The sequence below is a fragment of the Plebeiibacterium marinum genome, from assembly GCF_026013615.1.
GTDB classification, from domain to species: domain Bacteria; phylum Bacteroidota; class Bacteroidia; order Bacteroidales; family Marinilabiliaceae; genus Saccharicrinis; species Saccharicrinis marinus_A.
Window position 1 is genome coordinate 1 of the sequence record NZ_JAPDPI010000181.1, and the last position, 314, is coordinate 314.

The window sequence follows — 314 nt, forward strand, 5'->3', positions numbered from 1 at the left end:
ATTATGAGCACCAGTACCAACCATAGGGGTGGTATTGACAGGGTGTGCAGCAAATACAAAAAAATAACACATGAGGTTGAAGAAACCACCCAGGTACATACCATGCCCGGTCAAGCTGACCTTACTGTTGTAAAAGGCTATAAGTACGACCATGTAGGTCGCTTGCTCGAAACTACCTACAAAGTAAACAATCAGGAAAAATTTGTATTAAATGCTTCGCGTTATAACGAACTGGGAGAGCTGGTTAAAAAATACCTGCATTCTGAAAATACCAGCGATACAGAATCCAAAGAGTTTGTTCAACAGGTAGATTA

The 314-nt window shown here is 40.4% G+C and carries 1 protein-coding gene; it reads left to right on the forward strand.

All coding sequences use genetic code 11. From position 1 onward, the window contains the following. Nucleotides 1-314: hypothetical protein (locus OM074_RS21405; RefSeq protein ID WP_301202739.1), on the forward strand; the 314-nt coding region annotated here is incomplete at both ends.